The sequence below is a fragment of the Stenotrophomonas indicatrix genome (assembly GCF_002750975.1).
In the GTDB taxonomy this organism is placed as follows: Bacteria; Pseudomonadota; Gammaproteobacteria; order Xanthomonadales; family Xanthomonadaceae; genus Stenotrophomonas; species Stenotrophomonas indicatrix.
Genome location: NZ_PEJS01000001.1, coordinates 1,056,489 through 1,074,427, shown reverse-complemented (window position 1 = coordinate 1,074,427; position 17,939 = coordinate 1,056,489). Strand labels below are relative to the sequence as shown.

Sequence of the window (17,939 nt, the reverse complement as noted above, 5' to 3'; positions counted from 1 at the left end):
TGGCCCCCAAACGTTCCCACGGTTTGCGATGCAAACCGCGGGGCCTATCCTGCTCCCTATGCCCCGCGCCGCTACGCATGCCATCCATGGCATGCGCCCTTCGGGCCGTTGCATAGCAACGTTGGGAATCGCTCCTGCGATTCCCAGCGGCGCGCCCCCCTTAACAAAGGGCGGCTCTCCACCAGACGGGGTACGAATCGCCGGGCTCTGCCCGGCGTTTTTGTTTTCGGGCGCCCGCGCGGGCGCGGCAGCCGAACTGCTTTTGATTTTTTCTGTTTTTCCGTGGCTGGCACTCGCGCCAGACCGTCGAAGGGCGGATGGGTGGGGCCCGCGAGGGTGTGAGCCGCATGGATGCGGCGACCAAGGCTACAGGGACGTACTTGCGCCGTCCCTCGCGGGCCCCACCCGTCCGACCCGGCCCTCGGGCCTCGGGCCTCACTCTGCCAGCCACGAGGGGCCCCGCCGTTGGCCGCAGAACCGCTCCCGCATGACCGCAATGGCGTCACACGTTAAACTCCCGCCGTGAATACTCCTACCTACACCGCCCAGCAACTCGCCGATCAGTTCGGCCTGCAGGTCCATGGCGACCCAGGCACCGCCATCCATGGCGTGGCCACCCTCGCCCATGCCGGTGCCGGCCAGCTGACCTTCCTTGCCAATCCGCGCTACCGCGCCCAGCTGGCCGACAGCCAGGCCGGCATCGTAGTGCTGCGCGCCGAGGATGCCGACGCGGCTCCCGGCACCGCGCTGGTTGCCAAGGACCCTTACACCACCTTTGCCAAGATCGGCGCGCTGTTCGACATCGCCCCGACCCGCCCGTCGGGCATCCATCCCAGCGCAGTGATCGATCCGCAGGCGCAGGTCGCCGCCAGCGCCCACGTCGGTCCGTTCGTCACCATCGGCGCACGCAGCGTCATCGGCGAGAACTGCATCATCGGCGCCGGCAGCATCATCGGCGAAGACTGCACCCTCGACAGCGGCTGTGAACTGATCGCCCGCGTCACCCTGGTCACCCGCGTCAAGCTGGGCAAGCGCGTGCGCATCCATCCCGGCGCCGTGCTGGGCGCCGATGGCTTCGGCTTGGCCATGGACGCTGGCAAATGGATCAAGGTGCCGCAGCTTGGCGGCGTGCGCATCGGCGACGACTGCGAGATCGGCGCCAACACCTGTGTCGACCGTGGCGCGCTGGAAGACACCGTGCTGGCCGAGGACGTCCGCCTGGACAACCTGGTGCAGATCGCACACAACGTGCAGATCGGCGCCCACTCGGCCATCGCAGGCTGCACCGGCATTGCCGGCAGCGCCAAGATCGGCCGTTACTGCCTGCTCGGCGGCGCCGTTGGCGTCGTCGGTCATCTTGAAATCTGCGACAAGGTCGTGATCACCGGCAAATCGGTGGTCCGCAACTCCATCACCGAGCCGGGCGAGTATTCCTCCGGCACGCCCCTGACCGACAACCGCACGTGGCGCAAGAATGCCGCGCGCTTCAAGCAGCTCGATGCACTGGCCCGTCGCATCCTGTCTGTGAGCAAGGAGAAAGAATGAGCCACACCCAGACCCTGCCGGACATGGCGCAGATCCAGACGCTGCTTCCGCACCGCTACCCGTTCCTGCTGGTGGACAAGGTGGTGTCGATCGACTACGAGAAGCGCACGATCGTCGCGACCAAGAACGTCAGCATCAACGAGCCGTTCTTCCAGGGCCACTTCCCGGGCCAGCCGATCATGCCCGGCGTGCTGATCATCGAAGCCATGGCCCAGGCCGGCGGCGTGCTGACCCAGTTGACGCTGGGCCGCGATGCGCAGTCCAAGCTGTTCTACATGGTCAAGGTCGACAAGGCCCGCTTCACCAAGCAGGTGGTGCCCGGTGACGTGCTGGAGATGCACGTGGAGATCAAGCGCGTGATCCGCAACATGGCCGTGTACGACTGTGTGGCCAAGGTCGACGGCGAAGTCGTCGCCTGCGCCGAGGTGCTGTGCGCCGGCACCCGCGAATGACCCTGGCTGGAGGTCCGAGATGAGCGACAACTCCCCCCTGATCCACCCCACTGCCGTGATCGATCCGTCGGCGCGCCTGGCCGACGATGTCCGCGTGGGCGCGTTCACGATCATCGGGCCGGACGTCGAGATCGGTGCCGGCACCGAGGTCGGTCCGCACTGCAGCATCCATGGCCCGACCCGGATCGGCCGCGACAACCGTTTCATCGGCCATGTCGCGGTCGGCGGCGAACCGCAGGACAAGAAGTACGGCGGTGAACGCACCGAACTGGTGATCGGCGACCGCAACGTGTTCCGCGAGTTCGTCACCCTCAACCGTGGCACTGGCGGCGGCGGTGGCATCACCACCATCGGCGATGACAACTGGATGCTGGCCTACACGCACGTGGCCCACGATTGCCACGTCGGCAACTTCTGCGTGTTCTCCAACAACACCACCCTGGCCGGGCACGTGACCGTGGGTGACTACGTGATCATCAGCGGCTTCGCTGGTGCGCACCAGTTCTGCCGCATCGGTGCACATGCCTTCCTCGGCATGGGCGCGCTGACCAATGGCGACGTCCCGCCGTTCACCATGGTCGGCACCGACTCGCTGGGCCGCCCGCGCGGCATCAACAGCGAGGGCCTGAAGCGTCGCGGCTTCGATCCCGAACGCATCACCGCCATCAAGCGTGCCTACCGCACGCTGTACGTGGCGGGCCTGCCGCTGGCCGAAGCCAAGGCACAGCTGGCCGAACAGGCGCGCGACAGTGACGACGTCAAGTCGATGCTGGACTTCATCGAGCACACCGAGAGGCACCTGCTGCGATGAGCAGCGCGACCGGCCAGGCGCCGGCCGGCGCCGAGGTGATTTCGCTGGCCTCGATGGCCGGCAGCGTGCCTGCACACCGGGTGCTCAGCGAGCGCCCGTTGCGGATCGCCCTGGTCGCCGGTGAAGCCTCCGGCGACCTGCTCGGCGCAGGCCTGGTGCGCGAACTGAAGGCCCGCTTCCCGCATGCCGAATTCGCCGGCATCGGCGGCGATGCCATGCGCAGCGCCGGCTGCCAGACCTGGCACGATGCCAGCGAACTGGCGGTGATGGGCCTGACCGAAGTCCTGCGCCATCTGCCGCGGCTGCTCAAGCTGCGTTCGGCCTTCCGCCAGCGTGCGCTGGAGTGGCAACCGGATGTGTTCATCGGCATCGACGCTCCGGACTTCAATCTGGGCATCGAACGCTGGCTGAAACAGCGTGGCGTGCGCACCGTGCACTACGTCAGCCCTTCGGTGTGGGCATGGCGCGAGAAGCGTGCCGAGAAGATCGGCAGCAGCGCCGACCTGGTGCTGTGCCTGTTCCCGATGGAACCGCCGATCTACGCCAAACACGGCATCGACGCGCGCTTCGTCGGCCATCCGATGGCCGATGACATCCCGCTGCACGTCGACCGGGAAGCGGCCCGGATCGAGCTCGGCCTGCCCGCCTCGGCCAAGGTGCTGGCCGTGCTTCCCGGCAGCCGCCTGGGCGAGATATCCAAGCTCGGCGAAGCCTTCTTCGAGGCCGCCTGGCAGGTATCCGAGCGCATTCCCGGCCTGCACGTGGTGGTGCCGGCGGCCAATGCGGCCTGCCGGCGCCTGATCGAAGAGCAGCTGTCACGCTCGGCGCTGCCGGTGGCCTATTCGCATGTACTGGACGGCCAGGCACGCAATGCGATGATCGCCGCCGACGTGGTGGTGCTGGCCTCCGGTACCGCCACCCTGGAGGCGATGCTGGTGAAGCGCCCGATGGTGGTCGGCTACCGGGTCAACGAACTGACGTACCGCCTGGTGAAGGCGCTGGGGTTGATCAAGGTCGACCGCTTCGCCCTGCCCAACATCCTGGCCGGCCAGGACCTGGCGCCAGAGCTGATGCAGCACGACTGCACGCCGGAAAAACTGGCCGCCGCCATCCAGCAATGGTTCGACCATCCGCAGCGGATCGCCGATCTGCAGGGCACCTACGCGCGCCTGCATGAACGGCTGCGCCGCAATGCATCGGCGCGCGCAGCCGATGCCGTTGGCGAGCTGCTGGTGCGCGGCCAGGAAAAGGCATGAGCCGCCGCCACGCCGCAGCCGCCAGCCTGGCCTTGTTCGATGGTGCCGCGGTGATCGACCCCGGCCACCGCATCGCCGGTGTCGACGAAGCCGGACGCGGACCGCTGGCCGGCCCCGTCGCGGTGGCAGCGGTGGTGTTCGACCCGCAGCGGCCACGACTGAACGGCCTGGATGATTCCAAGCAGCTGACCGCGGCCCGCCGCGAGCAGCTGCATGACCGCATCCTCGACCGCGCCCTGGCCTGGCACGTGGTGCTGGTGGACGTGGAAGCCATCGATCGCCTGAACATCTATCAGGCCACCCTGCAGGGCATGCGCGATGTGGTCGCGGCGGTGGCCCACGTGGCCGGCTTCGCCCGCATCGACGGCAACGTGGTACCCAAGGGGCTGGTGCTGCCGGCGCAGGCGCTGGTCGGCGGCGATGGCATCGACCGCGCGATCATGGCGGCCTCGATCCTGGCCAAGGTCTCGCGCGACCGCTACATGCTGGACCTGCACGCACGCCACCCGCAGTACGGCTTCGACCAGCACAAGGGCTACGGCACCCCGGCGCATCTGGCCGCCCTGCGTGAACACGGCCCATGCGCGGAGCACCGGCGCAGCTTCGCCCCGGTGCGCGAGTGCCTGGAGGCGCCGCCGGCTGGGGCGGCCGCCATCGCGATCGCCTGAACGTTCGCCGGGCATGGCCCTGCGCTACCACGGCAACATGAACGCCCCCGGTAGCGCCGTGCCATGCCCGGCGGCATTGGCGATATCGCGCACCGTCAAGTCCTTGTCGCAACCCCCTGCCCTCGCTACCCTGACCGGGCACTCCAGCGCTTCCCGACCCCGGCGACGATTCCCGCGTCTGCACCCGGGGCCTGCGCGCTCCAACCTGGTCCGGCATGTCCAACTCCCGCTTCGTACATCTCCACGTCCACACCGAGTTCTCGCTGGCGGACTCCACCATCCGCGTGCCGGCCAAGCCGGACCAGGCTGACCCGAAGAAGGCCAAGCAGGCCAACCTGCTGTCGCGCTCGGTCGAACTCGGCCTGCCTGCGCTGGCGGTGACCGACCTCAACAACCTGTTCGCCCTGGTCAAGTTCTACAAGGCCGCCGAAGGCGTGGGCATCAAGCCCATCGCCGGCGCCGACGTGATGATCGCCGAAGAAGGCCAGGACCCGTGGCGGATGACCCTGCTGTGCCGCGACCGCGAGGGCTACCTGAGCCTGTCGCGTCTGCTGACCCGGGCATGGATGGAAGGCCATCGCCCCGAGGGCGGCGTGGCGGTGCATCCGGACTGGCTGAAGGCCGGCAACGCCAACCTGTTCGCCCTGGCCGGCCGTGAGAGTCTGGCCGGGCGCCTGGCCCTGGATGGCAAGCACGATCTGGCCGAGCAGCAGCTGGCCGACTGGCAGCGCGTGTTCGGCGACGGCCTGCACCTGGAGCTGACCCGCACCGGCCGCGATGGCGAAGAGAGCTTCAACCAGTTCGCGCTGATGGCCGCCGGCCAGCGTGGCCTGCCGGTGATCGCCAGCAACGACGTACGCTTCCTGTCGCCGTCCGATTTCAGCGCGCACGAAGCCCGCGTGTGCATCTCCACCGGCCGCGTACTGGATGACCCCAAGCGCCCGCGCGAGTACAGCGACCAGCAGTACCTGAAGTCGGCCGAAGAGATGTGCGCGCTGTTCGCCGACATCCCCGATGCGATCGACAACACGCTGGCGCTGGCCGAGCGCTGCAACATCGAGATGCGCTTGGGCACCTACTTCCTGCCCGACTATCCGGTGCCCGACGAGGAGACGCTGGACAGCTGGATCCGCAGCGAGTCGCGCAAGGGCCTGGCCGCACGCCTGGAAAAGAATCCCATCGCGCCCGGCATGACCGCGCAGGATTACAGCGACCGCCTCGAGTTCGAGCTGGACACCATCATCAAGATGGGCTTCCCCGGCTACTTCCTGATCGTGGCCGACTTCATCCAGTGGGGCAAGGCGCAGGGCATTCCGATCGGCCCGGGCCGTGGTTCGGGTGCGGGCTCGCTGGTGGCGTGGGCACTGCAGATCACCGATCTGGACCCGCTGCCGTACAACCTGCTGTTCGAGCGCTTCCTCAACCCCGAACGCGTGTCGATGCCCGACTTCGACATCGACTTCTGCATGGACCGCCGCGACGAAGTGATCGACTACGTTGCGCGCAAATATGGCCGCGAGCGGGTCAGCCAGATCATCACCTACGGCACGATGGCGGCCAAGGCGGTGGTGCGCGACTCCGGCCGCGTGCTCGGCTTCCCCTACGGCCTGGTCGACGGCGTCGCCAAGCTGATCCCGAACATCCTCGGCATCTCGCTGAAGGATGCGATGGGTGAGGGCAAGGACAGCGAGATGGCTTCGCCCGAGCTGATCCAGCGCTACCAGAGCGAGGACGACGTCCGCGACCTGATCGACCTGGCACGGCAGCTGGAGGACCTGACCCGCAACGCCGGCAAGCACGCCGGTGGCGTGGTGATCGCGCCCGAGCCGTTGAGCGAGTTCTGCCCGCTGTTCGCCGAACACGATGAAGACGGCCGCGGCAAGAATCCGGTCACCCAGTTCGACAAGAACGACGTTGAAGAAGTCGGCCTGGTGAAGTTCGACTTCCTCGGCCTGCGCACGCTGACGATCATCGACTGGGCGGTGAAGGCGATCAACAAGCGCCACGAGCGCGCCGGCATTCCGCCGGTGGACATCACCCAGCTGCCGCTGGACGATGCGCCCACCTACAAGGACATCTTCGCCTCGGGCAATACCGGCGCGGTGTTCCAGTTCGAATCCTCGGGCATGCGCCGCCTGCTGAAGGACGCCAAGCCCGACCGTTTCGAAGACCTGATCGCGCTGGTGTCGCTGTACCGACCCGGCCCGATGGACCTGATTCCCTCCTTCGTCGACCGCAAGCACGGGCGCGAAGACGTGGAGTATCCCGATCCGCGCACCGAGCGCATCCTGCGCGACACCTACGGCATCATGGTGTACCAGGAGCAGGTGATGCAGATGGCGCAGATCGTCGGCGGCTACTCGCTGGGCGGCGCCGACCTGCTGCGCCGTGCGATGGGCAAGAAGGTGCCGGCGGAAATGGCCAAGCACCGCGAGATCTTCCGCGAAGGTGCGGCCAAGGACGGCGTCGGCGAAGCGAAGGCCGATGCGATCTTCGACCTGATGGAGAAGTTCGCCGGCTACGGCTTCAACAAGTCGCACGCCGCCGCCTACGCGCTGGTGAGTTACCAGACGGCCTGGCTCAAGCGCCATTACCCGGCCGAGTTCATGGCCGCGACGCTGTCTTCGGACATGGACAACACCGAAAAGGTGGTCGGCTTCCTGGACGAGGTACGCAACCTCGGCCTGACCGTGCTGCCGCCGAAGGTGAACCAGTCCGCCTTCATGTTTGAAGCGTCCACGCCGGACACGATCCAGTACGGCCTGGGGGCGATCAAGGGCGTCGGCCAGGGTGCCTGCGAAGCGGTGGTGGAGGAACGCCTTCGCGGCGGCGACTACACCGACCTGCTCGACTTCTGCACCCGCATCGGTTCGGCCAAGCTCAACCGGCGCACGCTGGAAGCAATGATCAACTGCGGTGCGCTGGATGAGCTGGGCCACAACCGTGCCTCGCTGATGCTGCAGCTGCCGGAAGTGATCAAGGCCACCGAACAGATGGCGCGCGAGCGTGCGTCCGGCCAGAACTCGCTGTTCGGCGGCCCCGAGCCGGGCGTGCAGGCCATCCACCTGGAGCTGCAGGAAACCGACGAATGGCCGTTGCTGCAACGCCTCAACGGTGAGCGCGACACGCTGGGCTTCTACCTCAGCGGCCACCCGTTCGACCCGTGGCGCGATGACGTGCGCGACCTGGTCGGTACCGACCTCGGCTCGGTGGAAAAGATCTGGAGTGCCAACAGCAACAGCGGTGGCGGCGAGAAGCGCTGGCGTCCGGAAGTGCAGACCGTGCTTGCCGGCCAGGTGGTCGGCGTGCGCCGCAAGGGCGAGAGCCAGATCTTCATCCAGCTGGAAGATGGCCGTGGCCGCGTCGAATGCAGCGCGTTCTCCGATGCCATGGCCGAGTTCGGCCACCTGATGACCAAGGATCGTATCCTGGTGGTCAAGGGCGGCCTGCGCGAAGACGAATTCAATGGCGGCTTCGCACTGCGCATCCGCCAGTGCTGGGACTTCGACGAGGTCTGTGCGAACTACGCCACGCGCCTGTCGCTGCGGCTGGACCTGCGCCATCAGCGGCCGGTGTGGGAGCGCATCGACGCCCTGCTCGACCGCCATCGCCCCGGCCGCACGCCCCTGCGCCTGGACCTGCTGCTGAAGGGCCCCGATGGCGGCATCGCCGGCATGCTCGATGTTTCCGGGCAGAGCGCGGTGCGCGTCGATTCCAAGCTGATGGAGGCGCTGCGCGCCGAACCGGCCGTGCGCACGCTGAAGGTGCGCTACAGCCCGCCATGGGCCAGCTGAGGCTGGCCCCACCCCGTTTCCGCTTTCCCGCTGCATACGTCAAGGACGATTGCCCGTAATGAAGAACCTGCTGTTGCCGATGATGGCCGCGCTCGCGCTGGCCGGCTGTTCCTCCAAGGTCGATTTCGAGATCGACAACCCGACCGATGCGCCGCTGGCGATCAGCATCGATGGCAAGGACCTGCCGGTGGCCGCGCACGCGTCGCGACCGATCAGCCTGGCTGCCGGTGAGCATCACCTGCATACCGACCGCCTGGGCGATGTGCGCTTCATCGTCTACGCCGACGGCCGCGGCGGCCTGATCAATCCCAGCCTCAGCGAGTACGTGACGGCGCGCGAGATCTATGTAACCGGCGAGGACAAGCTGAAGAACTTCGGTGTCAGCGGCCTGGGCATCGAGCTGGGCGGCGTCGAGTTCAAGGGACCGTTCGAAAAGCACCACGGCCTGTTCATCGACAAGACCTGGAACTTCGGCGTGCGCGAGCCGTTCCCCGAGGAGCAGGTGGTTGCGCACGTGGACTCGACCGGCGGCCGGATCAGCACCAAGATCTTCACCGCGCCGGAGTTCATCACCTACATCGAGGCCAGCATGGGCGAACCCGGTGCCTACAAGCGCGAGCAGCCCGCCGGCTACGTGGCCCCGGCCTACACGCTGGAACCGGCGCCGGCGCTGCCCGCGCTGGACCCGGCCTTCGAGGCCCATGCCGGTCCGGTGCGCGACATCTATGCCCGCTGGCTGAAGGCCACCACGGCCAGCGAGCAGAAGGCCCTGCGCAAGGAAGACTTCCAGGCGCAGATGGCCTTCACCCAGGCCACCATGACGCTGGGCGCGAAGCTGCCGGTGGCGGCCAACCAGGCCTACAACGACTTCGTGACGATCCGCAGTACCGAAATGGCCCGCAGCGCGCTGGTCCTGCCCTGAACCGGCGGCCGGCGGACCGACTGGCGCCGCCGGCCCCCACTGCGCTACCGTCGGCTTCCAGACGAAGGCGTACGGGCCGTTCCTGCGCATTCGGCTAGAATTCCCCTCTTCTTTACACGACGGCTTCCGATGAATCCGAACTACCTCGACTTCGAGCAACCCATCGCCGACCTGGAAGCCAAGATCCAGGAACTGCGCAACGCCAGTGCCGGGCCGGCGGTCAATGTCGAGGCCGAAGTGCATGCGCTGCAGGACAAGCTGCGCGTGCGCACCGCACAGATCTTCCGCAACCTGACCTCGTGGCAGGTGCTGCAGCTGGCCCGCCATCCGTCGCGCCCGTACACCGCCGACTACATCCGCATCATCTGCGATGAGTTCCAGGAACTGGCCGGCGACCGTGCCTTCGCCGACGACAAGGCGATCATGGGCGGCCTGGCCCGCATCAATGGCCGGTCGGTGATGGTCATCGGCCACCAGAAGGGCCGCGACACCAAGGAAAAGATCAAGCGCAACTTCGGCATGCCCAAGCCCGAGGGCTACCGCAAGGCGCTGCGCCTGATGAAGATGGCCGAGCGTTTCGGCCTGCCGGTGCTGACCCTGATCGACACCGCCGGCGCCTGGCCGGGCATCGATGCCGAGTCACGCGGCCAGTCCGAAGCGATCGCGCGCAACCTGATCGAAATGGCCGAACTGAAGGTGCCGATCATCTGCACCGTGATCGGTGAAGGCGGCTCCGGTGGCGCACTGGCGCTGGGCGTGGGCGACCGTACCGTGATGCTGGAATACGCGGTGTACTCGACCATCACCCCGGAAGGCTGTGCTTCGATCCTGTGGAAGGATGCCGGCAAGGCCAAGGATGCTGCCGAGCAGCTGGGCCTGACCGCGCCGCGCCTGAAGGGCCTGGGCCTGGTCGACAAGGTCGTGCGCGAGCCGACCGGCGGCGCCCACCGCAACCCGACGCAGATGGCCAAGCGACTGAAGGCCGTGCTGCTGAACGAGCTGGACGCGCTGGATGCGCTGTCCACCGAAGAGCTGCTGGACCAGCGCTACAAGCGCCTGCGCAGCTACGGTACTTACGAAGCGGCCTGAGCCTGTGCTCGAGGCGTTACTTTTCTTTTCGCGAAAAGAAAAGTAACCAAAAGAAACGCTCCGCCAGCCGCGAGCCGGTGTGCTCTGCACACCGGTTCCCTGCGCTCCTCAGTCCGCCAAGGGACGGCGCGGAACTCGCTACGCTCAAACATCCGCGCCTCTACGCCCTTGCCGGACCTCCGGTGCTCGGCTCGCTTGAAGGCGGATTGGGAAAGCGGAGCGAAAAGCATCCACGCATGGCGTGGATCTACTGGGTGCAGGTGCGGCGTTTGACGTTGGGTCCGCCTTTTAGCGAGCCGAGCATCGCAGGGGAATCAGGGGCGTAGAGGCGCCGATGTCTGAGCGCAGCGAGTTCGGCGCCGTCCCCTGATTCACCGAGAAGCACAGGGCACCGGTGCGTAGCACCGGCTCGCGACCTGGCGGCGTGTTCTTTGGTTACTTTCTTGCACGAGCAAGAAAGTGACATGTTCGAGAGCTCCATATCTCAGAACGGCTTGGCCAGCACCAGCCAGACGATCGGGATGAAGGCCAGCAGCGGGATCTCGTTGATCCAGCGCAGCGCGCGCGACGACGGCAGCGCCCTGCCCCTGGCCACGCCCTTGAGCAGCCGCCCGATCCAGATGAAGTACGCCAGCAGCACCACCACCAGGCCCAGCTTGGCGTGCAGCCATCCCGCGCCACCCGGGGCGACCATGGTCGGGAAATCCGGAATCACCTTGTAGCCCAGCCACAGCACCAGGCCGAGCACGAACGCCAGGCCGAACATCGAATGGCCGAAGCGATACAGGCGCATGCCCATCAGCTGCAGGCGCTCGACCACCGCCGGCTGCCCCGCCGTCTCGGACAGGTTCACCAGGATGCGCGGCAGGTAGAACACCGTGGCCATCCATGCCACCACGAACACGATGTGGAAGGTCTTGACCCAGTAATAGCTCTGCATGCGCTCGCTCCGGCGGCTGGCGTGGATGTCCGCCATTCTCGCATGCGCTGACGAGGCCACCTCACGTGCAACCGCCGCGACACATCGACGCATGACGTGCTGCAACGCCGTACGATAGGCGCCGATTTCACGACTGCACCCGAACGCCATGGACAAGACCTACGACGCCGCCTACTTCCAGCGCTGGTACCGGCACGCCGACATCGGCGGCAGCGCGCGCCTGGCGCGCAAGGTCGCCCTCGCCGTGGCGACGGCCGAGTACTACCTGGAACGACCGATCCGCAGCGTGCTGGATATCGGCTGCGGCGAAGGTGCGTGGCGCGCACCGCTGCTGAAACTGCGTCCGAAGGTCGAATACCTCGGTTTCGACAGCAGCGAGTACGCTGTGCGCCGCTACGGCCGCACCCGCAACCTGCACCTGGCCAGCTTCGGCGATTTCGCCTGGCTGCGCCCCTGCGCCCCGGTCGACCTGCTGATCTGTTCGGACGTGATGCATTACGTGCCCAACCGCGAACTGCGCGCGGGCCTGGCCGGGCTGGCCGAACTGACCGCAGGGGTGGCCTTCCTGGAGACCTTTGCCGCCGAAGATGAATTCGAGGGCGACCATGACGGCTTCCAGTCGCGCCCGGCCCGCTGGTACCGGCGCGAGCTGACGCGCCAAGGCCTGCAGGCAGTCGGGTCCCACCTCTGGCTGGGGCCAGCACTGGCCACCGAAGCCACTGCGCTGGAACAGGCGGCCCGCTGAATACGGCCAGTGCGTCTGCTTAACGTCCGGGACAGTCGGATGCGCTATGCTGCGCGGCAACATAAGACCATACATATTCGGTCGGCATGCTCTATCAACTGCACGAACTGACCCGCAACCTGCTCGCCCCCTGGGTGCACCAGGCCCAGGCCAACGCCAAGTTCTTCGCCAACCAGGGACACTGGTGGTCGCAGATGCCCGGCGCTGATCGCCTGGCGGCGGTCAATGAGCTGTTCCATCGCATCGGCAAGGATTACGAGAAGCCCGAATGGGGCATCAACGAAATCGAGGTCGAGGGCGAGCGCGTGCCGATCGTGGTGCACGAGGAACTCAGCAAGCCGTTCTGCAAGCTGCTGCGCTTCAAGCGCCACAGCAATGAAGCCGACCAGCTGCACACCATGCTCAACCAGCCGTTCGTGCTGGTGGTGGCGCCGTTGTCGGGTCATCACGCCACGCTGCTGCGCGACACCGTGCGCACGTTGCTGCGCGACCATCGCGTCTATGTGACCGACTGGGTCGACGCGCGCATGGTGCCCGGCAGCGAGGGCGAGTTCGGGCTGGACGACTACATCGCCTACATCCAGGAGTTCATCCGCCACCTTGGCGTGGAGCGCCTGCACGTGGTGAGTGTCTGCCAGCCGACCGTACCGGTGCTGGCCGCGGTTTCATTGATGGCCAGCCGCGGCGAACCGACGCCGCGCACGCTGGTGATGATGGGTGGCCCGATCGATGCGCGCTGCAGCCCGACCGCGGTCAACAACCTGGCGACGCAGAACCCGTTGTCGTGGTTCGAGAACAATGTCATCCACACCGTGCCGGCCAGCTATCCCGGTGCCGGCCGCCGCGTGTATCCCGGTTTCCTGCAGCACGCCGGCTTCCTGTCGATGAATCCCAGCCGCCACTTCAGCTCGCACTGGGATTTCTACACCGACCTGGTGAAGGGCGACCTGGAGGATGCCGACGCGCACCGTCGCTTCTACGACGAGTACAACGCGGTGCTGGACATGCCGGCCAAGTACTACCTGGACACCATCTCCGTGGTGTTCCAGGACTTCCTGCTGCCGCGTGGCGAGTGGGTGGTCAATGGCGAAAAGGTCGACCCGTCGGCAATCCGCGATACCGCGCTGCTGAGCATCGAAGGCGAGCTGGACGATATCGCCGGCCTCGGCCAGACCGAAGCGGCGCAGGCACTGTGCAGCGGTATACCGGCCGAACGCCGTGAACACTTCATCGTGGATGGTGCCGGCCATTACGGCATCTTCAGCGGCCGCCGCTGGCGCGAAGTGGTGTACCCGAAGGTGCGTGACTTCTTCGCCGCGCATGCCGAAGCCCCGGCATCGAAGGCCACGAAGAAGAAGAGCAACGTCACCCCGCTGCGCCGCAAGGCGGGGTAGCACGTCCCTGGTGGATGCCAACCTTGGTTGGCGCTTTCGGTAGATGCCAACCTTGGTTGGCGCTCTTTCAAGCGTACTGACACCTGATGGTTCGTGCCAACCAAGGTTGGCACCTACCATGGCGAAGTGCCGACCGAGGTCGGCACTCACCAGAGAACAGATCGCTGCCTTACAAGCGCACCAGCAGGTTCTTGGCCAGCATGCCGTGCAGCTTGCCGATGCCGCGTGCCAGGTGCATCGTCAGCAGCAGCAGCAACACACCCACCGCTGCTACCACGATCGCCACCAGCGGCGAGGCTGCCATCGGCAGCACGTTCACGTCGTTGATGTAGATGCCGGGGATGTCGCCGCTGAAGATCGCCGCCACCGGTGCCCAGATCAAGCCCAGCGACAGCGACAGCAGGGTCACCGCGATGGTGAAGTAGATGATGCCCAGCGGCAGCATCAGCACGAAGTACAGCAGGGTCAGCCAAGTGCGGCCATCGGTGAACATGTCGCCGATACGCTGCAGCCAGCTGCGGCTGCGGTCGGTGTACTGCGGCCGGCGCGGCATGCGCTCGCCCAGCAGCGCTTCCACCAGCCGCCCTTCCAGCAACGCCAGTCCACGCACCGAGCCGAAGAACAGCACCGTCAGCGGGACGCCGATGATCAGGATCAGCAGGCCCAGCGACAGCGACAGACCGGTGACCACCCAGGTGAAGAAGAAGATGCCGGTGGCCAGCGACAACAGCATGTAGAACAGCGCGCCGTAGGTGTGCGGGTCCGTCACTACGCCGAAGAAACGCGCCAGCAGCGAGCGTTGCACGGGCGCTGCTGGTTGTGCCGCCGGTGCAGCACCGCTGGCCTCGGCCGCTGCACGCAGCACCGGGCCGGTGTCGGCCCGCGGCGTGCGCAGCGCGCGGTTCACCGTGAGCTCGGTTTCGCGGTAGATCTCCGCCACCTCGTCCGGTGCGCCGTAGCTGCCGGCGACGTCGGCGATGACCTCGGCTTCGCTGCGGCCGGGTTGCGCCGCCAGTTCAGAGCGCAGGTATTCCTCGGCGTCGTACAGGGCATCCTGCACCATCGCCGGATCGGCACCGGCCAGCGCGGCACGCAGCTGCGCCAGGTACTGCGGGATGGTGCTGGGCAGACGGTTGCCTGCCAGGTCCAGGTCGTTCATTGCGGTACCCCCTCCAACACGGAATCGACGGAATCACGGGTGTCGCGCCAGGCCTGGCGCCATTGCTGCAGCACCTCCCGGCCACGCGCATTGATGCGGTAGTAGCGGCGCGGCGGCCCGCTGCTGGACGGCTCCACATGGCTCTCCAGCAGGCCGGCGCCCTCCAGGTTGCGCAGCACCGGGTACAGCGCGCTCTGCTTGCCACTGAGCACGCCCTCGCCCACCCGTTCCAGCTCCTTGGCGATCAGGTAGCCGTACAGCGGCTCACCGGCGCGGGCCAGCACTGCGAGCAGGGCCAGCGACACGGTGCCGGCGCTGAGCTCCTTCTGGAACTTCTTCAGGTGGACATCGTCCTCGGACATGACCGGCCCTCCACTACGTTGAAGTCCACAGTAGTGCGAAGTTCGGTATAGCGAATGTGTCGTTAGTCACTCTGCCGGTTGGGTACCGGCCACATCAGGCTTGGCGGACCGCCTCAGCCAGCCGCTGTGCCATTGCATTGGAGAGGTCGTGCCCACCGTGTTCAAGGCGGGTCAGCAGGGCCTGTCTGCGCGCTGCCGACAGCGGTGAGTAACCCTCGCTCACTCGAAGCCAGTTCTCCACCAGGCGCAGATGCCATGCACGTTCGTCCTGCCTCTGCGGGACCGCATCCAGCAGAAGTTCCAGATGCTGCCACAACGGCACGTGGGGCAGCAGCCGAAGCAGCCCGGTCTGAGCCACCGGGGAAGGACCGTCGTGGCAGAACGCCAGCAGCCGGGGGGCGTCCAGTTCGGCTACCCAGTCCGCCTGCGCGTGGGTCAACAGTTCGTGGATGCTTCGCCCCGGCTCCTCCAGCGCAACGCGCAGCAACGCCAGCCCTGCGCCGCCCTCGGCCCGTATCCAGCCTCGTACGCAATTCCGCCGATGGCGCGCCGTCACCCGTGGATAAAGCGACCGCAACAGTGCAACGTCCTCAGCGACGGCATGGTCGGCCAGCGCTTCCAGCGCCACGCGCCAGCGCCCCGCTGTCTGCTGCGCCAATGCGCTGCGCCACAACTCGATGGCCGGCGTTGCGTGGCGCTGCCGCACCAGGAATGCCGCCAGACTGCGGACGGCCCGTGCACGGTCGAACAGTGCATCCTCGACAAACACGTCGATCCCTTCCACCTCATGCGCCACCAACGTACGCAGGGCCGACGCGCGCACTTGGCTGGAGGGAGCCGTCAGCGCGATGCTGCACTGCTCCACCACCTGCGATGGGTCGCCCTCATCGAGAAGGTCCTGGAAGGCCATGCGCGCAATGCGCGGATCGCTGTCCCGCAGCGCACGCGCACGGATCGCCACACGCTCCGGGTGGACATCGAAGGCGATCGCATGGGCGCTCAGCCGCGTGAGTGAGTCACGATGGACGAGCAGTCCACCCAGCACTGCCCGCTGCGAGGGCGCCGATAGCCAGCCCTCCAGCGTATCCCTGCGCCAATCGGCATCCACCCGTTGCGCATCCTGCAAGCGAACCGCCAGCGGCCACGCTGCCAGCACGTCGTCGATGCTGCAGCGGGACAGCAGAACTTCCACCACCTGCTGGGCTACAACCCGCACCTCAGGGACCCAGTCATTGCAGCGCAGCAACGCACTGGAAAGCGTCAGACGCCCTGCAAGGGCGTCCATCCGCTGCAGCGCCGCCTGACGCGTGCGACCATTGCCGTCCGCGCCGGCGAGAAACAACGCAGCCGCCTTCACTGCGGCGGGTGCCTGCGGACTGACCCGAAGGCATTCGAGCAGCTCACTGCTCCGCGGCGCCCACCAACTGCGCCGGCGGCCATCGATATCGACCAGCATCCGTGGCGACTGTGCATGCAGCCAGCCGACACCGTCTTCGCCGTCATCGATATTGCCTTTCAGATAGCCATCGACCATCGCCTGCAGTTTGGCCCCTGGATCCAGCATTGGCATTTCGTGCGTCCATGCAAAGGAAGCACATCGTGCCGCAGGGGCGGCGCGACAGCCAGTCTGCAGGATTGGCGCAACAGCAGCGACTCGCGCAGAATCGACGCCTCGTTCATGTTCCGGGGATCCCATGCCGCACCGTCGCCGTCTTGCCCTGACCGCCCTCGCCCTGGCCTGCCTGCTGCCCGCAATGGCCAGCGCAGCCACACCCTACCGCAGCCCGCAGCAGATCCTTGATGCCTCGGCGGCCAGCGACTGGCGCACGCCGGACCCGGCCAACCTGCTGTACATGGACCTGCCGGCCGGGCGGGTGATCATCGAGCTGGCGCCGCAGTTCGCCCCGCGCCATGTCGCCAACATCCAGACCTTCGCCCACGAACACTTCTGGGACGGCACCAGCATCTACCGTTCGCAGGACAACTTCGTGGTGCAGTTCGGCGATGCCGACGCCGACGATGCCGCCAAGGCCAAGCCGTTCGGCAGCGCGCAGCGCAAGCTGCCGGCCGAGTTCGAGCGCGCCAGCGCCGGCCTGAAGGTGAGCGTGCTGCCGGATCGCGATGGCTGGGCAGCGCAGACCGGCTTCGTCGACGGCTTCCCGGTCGGTCAGGACCCGCAGGCCGGCAAGGCCTGGCTGGCGCACTGCTACGGCATGCTGGGTGCGGGCCGCAGCAACGAGGAAGACAGCAGCATCGGTGCAGAACTCTACGTGGTGACTGGCCAATCGCCGCGCCAGCTGGACCGCAACATCACCCTGGTCGGCCGCGTGCTGAAGGGCATGGAACTGCTCAGTGCGATCCAGCGTGGACCGGCACCGATGGGTTTCTACACCGACCCGAAGCTGCGCACACCGATCGTGTCGATCCGCCGCGCCAGTGACGTGCCTGCGGCCGAGCGCACGCCGATCCAGGTGCTGCGCACGGATTCAAAGACCTTCGCCGATACGGTGGAAGCGCGGCGCAACCGCGTGGATGATTTCTACAAGCGCCCGGCGGGGCATATCGACCTGTGCAATATTCCGGTGCCGGTGCGGTAGGAGGCTGGCTTCCTGCGCGTGGCGCGTGCTGAAGGCGCTTCATCGTTCATGGACGTCACTTTTCTTTTCGCGCGAAAAGAAAAGTAACCCAAAGAAACGCGCCGCCGGTCGCGAGCCGCCGTGCTGCGCACGTCGGTCCCCTGCGATGCTCGGCTCGCTCAAGGCGGACCCAGATCAAAGGCCGCAGCTGCACCCAGTAGATCCA

General features: G+C 66.8%; 15 protein-coding genes. 11 read left to right on the top strand and 4 right to left on the bottom strand.

All coding sequences use genetic code 11. The annotated features are described in order from the left end of the window. The first annotated feature begins 522 nt into the window (after nucleotides 1-522). From lpxD to CR918_RS04950, 8 genes are all read left to right on the top strand, one after another. Nucleotides 523-1,545 (top strand): UDP-3-O-(3-hydroxymyristoyl)glucosamine N-acyltransferase, encoded by a 1,023-nt coding sequence (gene lpxD, locus CR918_RS04985; protein WP_099842189.1) that lies wholly within the window; start codon nucleotides 523-525, stop codon nucleotides 1,543-1,545. Next, on the top strand, nucleotides 1,542-1,997 hold the full coding sequence (fabZ, locus tag CR918_RS04980; RefSeq protein WP_025877675.1) for a 3-hydroxyacyl-ACP dehydratase FabZ: 456 nt from the start codon (nucleotides 1,542-1,544) through the stop codon (nucleotides 1,995-1,997). The genes lpxD and fabZ overlap by 4 nt, the downstream gene beginning before the upstream one ends. 19 nt (nucleotides 1,998-2,016) lie before the next feature. Continuing rightward, on the top strand, nucleotides 2,017-2,808 hold the full coding sequence (gene lpxA, locus CR918_RS04975; RefSeq protein WP_099783377.1) for an acyl-ACP--UDP-N-acetylglucosamine O-acyltransferase: 792 nt from the start codon (nucleotides 2,017-2,019) through the stop codon (nucleotides 2,806-2,808). Between the two features lie 53 nt (nucleotides 2,809-2,861). After that, nucleotides 2,862-4,064 (top strand): lipid-A-disaccharide synthase, encoded by a 1,203-nt coding sequence (lpxB, locus tag CR918_RS04970; protein WP_223482669.1) that lies wholly within the window; start codon nucleotides 2,862-2,864, stop codon nucleotides 4,062-4,064. Further along, nucleotides 4,061-4,732: a ribonuclease HII gene (locus tag CR918_RS04965; protein WP_032975781.1), complete on the top strand. Its 672-nt coding sequence runs from the start codon at nucleotides 4,061-4,063 to the stop codon at nucleotides 4,730-4,732. The genes lpxB and CR918_RS04965 overlap by 4 nt, the downstream gene beginning before the upstream one ends. Nucleotides 4,733-4,947: 215 nt before the next feature. After that, on the top strand, nucleotides 4,948-8,526 hold the full coding sequence (gene dnaE / locus CR918_RS04960) for a DNA polymerase III subunit alpha (protein ID WP_080149342.1): 3,579 nt from the start codon (nucleotides 4,948-4,950) through the stop codon (nucleotides 8,524-8,526). 58 nt (nucleotides 8,527-8,584) lie between these two features. Then, complete coding sequence (locus tag CR918_RS04955; protein ID WP_080149343.1) at nucleotides 8,585-9,448, top strand: hypothetical protein; 864 nt, start codon at nucleotides 8,585-8,587, stop codon at nucleotides 9,446-9,448. Nucleotides 9,449-9,577: 129 nt separating this feature from the next. Next, complete coding sequence (locus CR918_RS04950; protein WP_025877686.1) at nucleotides 9,578-10,537, top strand: acetyl-CoA carboxylase carboxyltransferase subunit alpha; 960 nt, start codon at nucleotides 9,578-9,580, stop codon at nucleotides 10,535-10,537. 484 nt (nucleotides 10,538-11,021) lie between these two features. On the opposite strand, the gene CR918_RS04945 is transcribed toward CR918_RS04950, so the two are convergent. Then, nucleotides 11,022-11,477, bottom strand: a complete 456-nt coding sequence (locus tag CR918_RS04945) for a CopD family protein (RefSeq protein ID WP_099844244.1) — start codon at nucleotides 11,475-11,477, stop codon at nucleotides 11,022-11,024. A gap of 148 nt (nucleotides 11,478-11,625) precedes the next feature. Here CR918_RS04945 and CR918_RS04940 point away from each other — a divergent pair, with 148 nt between their 5' ends. Both CR918_RS04940 and CR918_RS04935 read left to right on the top strand, forming a co-directional pair. Further along, entirely contained in the window at nucleotides 11,626-12,222 is a 597-nt protein-coding gene (locus tag CR918_RS04940) for a class I SAM-dependent DNA methyltransferase (protein WP_059063582.1), read from the top strand. 86 nt (nucleotides 12,223-12,308) lie between these two features. After that, nucleotides 12,309-13,616: a polyhydroxyalkanoate depolymerase gene (locus CR918_RS04935; RefSeq protein ID WP_080149345.1), complete on the top strand. Its 1,308-nt coding sequence runs from the start codon at nucleotides 12,309-12,311 to the stop codon at nucleotides 13,614-13,616. A 169-nt stretch (nucleotides 13,617-13,785) separates the two neighbouring features. Here CR918_RS04935 and CR918_RS04930 read toward each other — a convergent pair whose 3' ends face one another. The 3 genes from CR918_RS04930 to CR918_RS04920 form a co-directional block, all read right to left on the bottom strand. Next, nucleotides 13,786-14,775: a sensor domain-containing protein gene (locus tag CR918_RS04930; RefSeq protein WP_099842188.1), complete on the bottom strand. Its 990-nt coding sequence runs from the start codon at nucleotides 14,773-14,775 to the stop codon at nucleotides 13,786-13,788. After that, on the bottom strand, nucleotides 14,772-15,137 hold the full coding sequence (locus tag CR918_RS04925) for a PadR family transcriptional regulator (RefSeq protein ID WP_032975774.1): 366 nt from the start codon (nucleotides 15,135-15,137) through the stop codon (nucleotides 14,772-14,774). Before CR918_RS04925 ends, CR918_RS04930 begins: the two co-directional genes overlap by 4 nt. A gap of 94 nt (nucleotides 15,138-15,231) precedes the next feature. Beyond that, the gene (locus tag CR918_RS04920; protein WP_133119668.1) at nucleotides 15,232-16,833 is read right to left on the bottom strand and encodes a HEAT repeat domain-containing protein; all 1,602 of its coding nucleotides are present in this window, start codon (nucleotides 16,831-16,833) and stop codon (nucleotides 15,232-15,234) included. Between CR918_RS04920 and CR918_RS04915 the strand changes: the two genes are divergently transcribed. Further along, complete coding sequence (locus tag CR918_RS04915; protein ID WP_099842186.1) at nucleotides 16,832-17,734, top strand: peptidylprolyl isomerase; 903 nt, start codon at nucleotides 16,832-16,834, stop codon at nucleotides 17,732-17,734. The two genes, CR918_RS04920 and CR918_RS04915, sit on opposite strands and share 2 nt — an antisense overlap. Nucleotides 17,735-17,939: the final 205 nt, after the last annotated feature.

Bases quoted from the DNA above. Each gene is read 5' to 3' on its own strand.
- fabZ (WP_025877675.1), top strand. From the start codon at position 1,542: ATGAGCCACACCCAGACCCTGCCGGACATGGCGCAGATCCAGACGCTG.
- lpxA (WP_099783377.1), top strand. From the start codon at position 2,017: ATGAGCGACAACTCCCCCCTGATCCACCCCACTGCCGTGATCGATCCG.
- lpxB (WP_223482669.1), top strand. From the start codon at position 2,862: ATGGCCGGCAGCGTGCCTGCACACCGGGTGCTCAGCGAGCGCCCGTTG.
- CR918_RS04965 (WP_032975781.1), top strand. From the start codon at position 4,061: ATGAGCCGCCGCCACGCCGCAGCCGCCAGCCTGGCCTTGTTCGATGGT.
- dnaE (WP_080149342.1), top strand. From the start codon at position 4,948: ATGTCCAACTCCCGCTTCGTACATCTCCACGTCCACACCGAGTTCTCG.
- CR918_RS04955 (WP_080149343.1), top strand. From the start codon at position 8,585: ATGAAGAACCTGCTGTTGCCGATGATGGCCGCGCTCGCGCTGGCCGGC.
- CR918_RS04950 (WP_025877686.1), top strand. From the start codon at position 9,578: ATGAATCCGAACTACCTCGACTTCGAGCAACCCATCGCCGACCTGGAA.
- CR918_RS04945 (WP_099844244.1), bottom strand. From the start codon at position 11,477: ATGCAGAGCTATTACTGGGTCAAGACCTTCCACATCGTGTTCGTGGTG.
- CR918_RS04940 (WP_059063582.1), top strand. From the start codon at position 11,626: ATGGACAAGACCTACGACGCCGCCTACTTCCAGCGCTGGTACCGGCAC.
- CR918_RS04935 (WP_080149345.1), top strand. From the start codon at position 12,309: ATGCTCTATCAACTGCACGAACTGACCCGCAACCTGCTCGCCCCCTGG.
- CR918_RS04930 (WP_099842188.1), bottom strand. From the start codon at position 14,775: ATGAACGACCTGGACCTGGCAGGCAACCGTCTGCCCAGCACCATCCCG.
- CR918_RS04925 (WP_032975774.1), bottom strand. From the start codon at position 15,137: ATGTCCGAGGACGATGTCCACCTGAAGAAGTTCCAGAAGGAGCTCAGC.
- CR918_RS04915 (WP_099842186.1), top strand. From the start codon at position 16,832: ATGCCGCACCGTCGCCGTCTTGCCCTGACCGCCCTCGCCCTGGCCTGC.
- CR918_RS04920 (WP_133119668.1), bottom strand. From the start codon at position 16,833: ATGGGATCCCCGGAACATGAACGAGGCGTCGATTCTGCGCGAGTCGCT.